General features: G+C 72.7%; 4 protein-coding genes. 2 read left to right on the forward strand and 2 right to left on the reverse strand.

What is annotated here, in order from left to right; translation table 11 throughout:
• Positions 1-846 (forward strand): alkaline phosphatase D family protein (locus GT042_RS29640; RefSeq protein ID WP_202534137.1); only part of this gene is annotated, 846 nt, incomplete at its 5' end.
• Between the two features lie 141 nt (positions 847-987).
• Here GT042_RS29640 and GT042_RS29645 read toward each other — a convergent pair.
• Entirely contained in the window at positions 988-2,058 is a 1,071-nt protein-coding gene (locus GT042_RS29645) for a Gfo/Idh/MocA family oxidoreductase (protein ID WP_161311774.1), read from the reverse strand.
• Positions 2,059-2,164: 106 nt separating this feature from the next.
• Here GT042_RS29645 and GT042_RS29650 point away from each other — a divergent pair, with 106 nt between their 5' ends.
• Positions 2,165-3,574, forward strand: a complete 1,410-nt coding sequence (locus tag GT042_RS29650; RefSeq protein WP_237531326.1) for a multidrug effflux MFS transporter — start codon at positions 2,165-2,167, stop codon at positions 3,572-3,574.
• A 25-nt stretch (positions 3,575-3,599) separates the two neighbouring features.
• Here the strand turns inward: GT042_RS29650 and GT042_RS29655 are convergent.
• The coding region (locus tag GT042_RS29655; RefSeq protein WP_161311775.1) for a hypothetical protein at positions 3,600-4,622 on the reverse strand (1,023 nt) is incomplete at its 5' end.

Here is a 4,622-nt window from a genome sequence, read left to right on the forward strand (position 1 = left end):
ACGTGGGACGACCACGAGACCGAGAACAACTACGCCGGCGACATCCCCGAGAACTCCGTCTCCCCGGAGGAGTTCCTGCTGCGCAGGGCCGCCGCCTACCGCGCGTACTGGGAGAACATGCCGCTGGGTCCCCTCCAGGCGCCGTCCGGCCCGGACATGCGGCTCTACCGGCGGCTCCAGTACGGACGGCTCGCCCAGTTCGACGTGCTGGACACCCGGCAGTACCGCTCCGACCAGGCGTACGGCGACGGCTGGCAGGTGCCGGGCCCGAAGTCCGAGGACCCCTCGCGCACCCTCACCGGCGAGACCCAGGAACGCTGGCTGCTGGACGGCTGGAAGAGTTCGACGGCCACCTGGAACGTCGTACCGCAGCAGATCACCTTCGCCCGGCGCCGTACCTCCCCGACCGCCGGCCACAAGCTGTCGATGGACTCCTGGGACGGCTATCCGGCGTCCAGGCAGCGGCTGATGGACGGGGCCGAGGCGGCCGGTCTCGCGAACCTCATGGTGCTGTCGGGGGACGTGCACACAGGGCACGCGTACGACATCAAGAAGGACTGGGACGACCCGGACTCCCGCACGCTGGGCACGGAGATCGTGGCGACGTCCGTCACGAGCGGGAAGGACGGACAGGACCGGCCCGCCGACTGGGACACCTTCATGGCCGCCAATCCGCACATGAAGTTCTACAGCGGGCGGCGAGGTTACGTGAACGTCGAGCTGGGCCTCACGCGCGCCAGGGCGGACTTCCGTACGGTGGACGTGGTCACGTCACCGGGGAGCCCGGTCAGAACGGCCGCGTCCTTCGTGACAGAGGCGGGCGACCCGGGCCTGACCCCGGCCTGACCGCCTGTTGCTCCAGTCCGGTCCGACCGCCCGTCACGCCGACCAACCCAGCCCGTCCGGCGATTGAGGACATCAGTAAGCCCCGCCCACCACCGGGCCGCAGACGCCGTCCGGCACGAGGCCCCCGCGATCGCCGGACCCTCACCCCCCGGCGACAGCCGGAAAACGCACCCCGATCAGCGAACGCACCGCATCCAGCGTCCGCATCACCGCCAGCGTGCCCGCCAGCGGCACCAGCGGGGACTCCGTCTCTCCCGCCCGCAGGCAGCGCATCACCTCGGCCGCCTCGTGCTGCATCCCCCACAGGCCGCCCGCGCCCGTCAGCCGCTCCTCCGTGATCTCCTCCGGCTCCGCGCCCGACCGCCGCAGGACGAGGCGGTCCGGGGCGAAGAAGCCCGCGGGGATCTCGATCCGGCCCTTGGTGCCGGTGACGGTGGCGGTACGGGGTGTCTCGGCCGTCACCGAGCAGGTGAGGAGCGCCGTCGCGCCCGCGTCCCAGCCCAGCAGGATCCCCGTGTTGAGGTCGGCGCCCTCGGGGGAGAGCAGCGCGTCGGCCTGGACCCGGTCCGGTTCGCCGAGCAGCAGCTGGGCGAACGACACCGGGTAGACGCCGAGGTCGAGCAGCGCGCCGCCGCCCAGCGCCGGGTCGCGCAGCCGGTGCTCGGGCGGGAACGGGCCCTCCAGGCCGAAGTCCGCCTGTACGGTACGGATCTCGCCGATCGCCCCGTCCCGTACCAGCTCCACCAGGTGCCGGATCACCGGGTTGCAGTACATCCACATGGCCTCCATCAGGAAGAGCCCCCGCTCCCCGGCCAGCGCCACCAGCTCGCCCGCCTCCCGGGCGTCGAGCGTGAACGCCTTCTCGCAGAGCACCGGCTTCCCGGCGGTGAGGGCCAGCCCGGCGGCGGCCCGGTGCGCGGAGTGCGGGGTGGCCACGTACACGACGTCGACGTCCTCGTCGGCGACGAGCCCGGCCCAGCTGCCGTACGCGCGCGGGATCCCGAGCCGTCCGGCGAACTCCTTCGCCGAGGCGTCACCGCGCGAGCCGACCGCCACGATCTCGGCGTCCGGCAGTTCGCCGACCTCGGTGACGAACCGCTCGGCGATCCCGCCCGTCGCCAGGACACCCCAGCGCACCGCCCGGTCGGCCGCCACCGGTGTCACCCGTGCCCTCGGTGTCGCGGGTATCGGCTGTTCCGCTTCCGCTGTCATGTGCTGCCGCCTCGTTCGTAGGTGTTCACAGGTTTCGCATGGATCCCGGATAAACAGGTCCTGATCACTCCGCCTGAGCTGAGAGCATAGGTAAGGATTCAACGACATGGAGATGCGGATGCCTGACGGCGGGCGGACCACCGAGGGACGAGAAGGCCACATAGCACCGGGGCAACTCCTGCCGGACGCGGCCAAGAGGCTGCCCGAGGAGGCGGCTTCGCACCCGGCCGGGACGGCGGGGAAGCTGCCGGCCCAGCGCCAGGCACCTCCCCAGGACGCGCATCGGCTCACGGAGAACCCCACCACCGCCCGCAGGGCCGGGCTCCTCGTCACCCTCGTCCTGGGCGGGCTCACGGCTCTTCCGCCGCTCTCCATGGATATGTACCTCCCCGCTCTGCCCGACGTCACCGGCTCGCTCGCGGCGCCCGCCGCCACCGTCCAGATCACCCTCACCGCCTGCCTGATGGGGATGGCGCTCGGCCAGATCGTCGTCGGGCCCATGAGCGACCGGTGGGGAAGACGCAGACCGCTGCTCCTCGGCATGGTCGTCTACGTCCTCGCCACCGCCCTCTGCGCCGTCGCCCCCAACGTCGAACTCCTCATAGGCGTCCGCCTCCTCCAAGGGCTGGCGGGCTCCGCGGGCATCGTCATCGCCCGGGCCGTGGTGCGTGATCTGTACGACGGGGTGGAGATGGCACGGTTCTTCTCCACGCTGATGCTGATCTCCGGTGTCGCGCCGATCATCGCGCCGGTGATCGGCGGTCAGGTCCTGCGGCTCACCGAGTGGCGGGGCATCTTCCTCGTCCTCACCGTGATCGGCGCGCTGCTCACGTTCGTGGTGTGGAAGTGGCTGCACGAGACCCTGCCCGAGGAGAAGCGGCACAGCGGGGGTGTCGGCGAGGCGCTGCGTACGATGCGCGGGCTGCTCGCCGACCGGGTCTTCACCGGCTACATGCTGGCGGGCGGTCTCGCCTTCGCCGCGCTGTTCGCGTACATCGCGGCCTCGCCGTTCGTCGTCCAGGAGATCTACGGCGCCTCGCCGCAGATGTTCAGTCTGCTCTTCGGTGTCAACTCCGTGGGGCTGATCGTGGTCGGCCAGATCAACGGCAAACTGCTCGTCGGCCGGGTGAGCCTGGACCGGGTGCTCGGCTTCGGGCTGGCGGTCATCCTGCTCGCCGGGGTGGCGCTGCTGCTGATGACGACCGGGGTGTTCGGCAGGGTGGGGCTCTTCCCGGTCGCCGCGGGCCTGTTCGTCCTGATGTCCGCGATGGGTCTGGCGATGCCCAACACCAACGCGCAGGCGTTGATGCGCACGCCGCACGCCGCCGGGTCCGCCTCGGCCCTCATCGGTACGTCGTCGTTCCTCATCGGGGCCGTGGCGTCGCCGCTCGTGGGGATCGGCGGCGAGGGGACGGCGGCGCCGATGGCCCTCGTCCAGGTGGTCAGCGCGGCCGGTGCGATCGGCTGTTTCCTGGGGCTGGTACGGCCCTGGCAGCGGCGGCGGCCGACGCCGTAGGGCGCCTGTGCCTGTCCGCCCTCTGTCAGGGGCGTAGCGCGTACGCCGTCAGGTGCGGCCGGTCCCGTGCGTCCGTCCAGGGGAAGAGACCCAGGCCCGCCGTACTCCCGCCCGGCAGCCGTACGTTGGAGGCCAGCGCCACCGCCTCGGGCTCCCCGGCCGTCAGGTCCACCGCGACCGGGCTGCCGCCGCCCGCCAGCGCGTCGGCCACCGAGCGGGCCAGGGCCGCGCCGTACGCCGTGCCCTCGTCCGTCACGGCCGTCAGGGTCAGCGGACCGGTACCGTCCGCCTCCTCGAAGCAGTGGCCCTTCCCCGTCGCCAGGTCGAAGGCGAGGCGGCCGGCGATCAGGTAACGGCCGGTGGGGGAGAGGGCGGGCTGCGGCGCGTCGACGGGCTCGAGCGCGGGCCTGCGGCAGCGCGTACGGGCCAGCACCTTGCCGGTGGTCATGTCGTGCACCGCCCAGGTCTCGTGCGTGGCGGCGTCCTTGGCGCCCTTCTTGCCCTGCCACCGGGCGAGGATCCGTCCCGGTGCCACGGAGGACAGCACACCGGAGGCGGGGGCGGTGCCGGTGGGGGCGACCGTACGGCTGAACCAGCCGCCGCGGACCCAGAATTCGGCCGCGCCGCCCACGAGGACGCCCTGCTCGGTCACGGCGCGCAGTTCGGTCAGCTGGCCGCACCCCCCGCAGCCCTTCGGCCGGCCGAGCGCGCCGGGCTCCACCCGGGACACCGCGCCGGTCGCCGGGTCGACCACCGCGCCGGTTGCCTTACCGTCGCTGATCAGCACGCGGGAGCCGGCGGCGGTGACGACGGGCGCGGCGGGCCAGGGCACTTCGACGCGGCGGCGTTCGCCGGTGGACGCGTCGTACACGTCGAGGGAGACGATGGTGTCGGTGGGGGCGGAGGCGGGAGCGGAGGCGGAGGCGGAGGCGGTCGCGTCGAGCTTTCCGTACGACCAGGTCACGAAGTAGGCGCGGCCGTCGGCGGCGGTGACGGACAGCAGGCGGGGGGCGAGGCCGGGGGCGAACAGCGCGCGGGTGGGCGCGCC

The sequence above is a fragment of the Streptomyces sp. SID3212 genome (assembly GCF_009865405.1).
Lineage (GTDB): Bacteria > Actinomycetota > Actinomycetes > Streptomycetales > Streptomycetaceae > Streptomyces.

What these genes read in the sequence shown, in the direction of transcription:
- GT042_RS29645 (WP_161311774.1), bottom strand. Translation starts at nt 2,058, where the DNA reads ATGACAGCGGAAGCGGAACAGCCGATACCCGCGACACCGAGGGCACGG.
- GT042_RS29650 (WP_237531326.1), top strand. Translation starts at nt 2,165, where the DNA reads ATGGAGATGCGGATGCCTGACGGCGGGCGGACCACCGAGGGACGAGAA.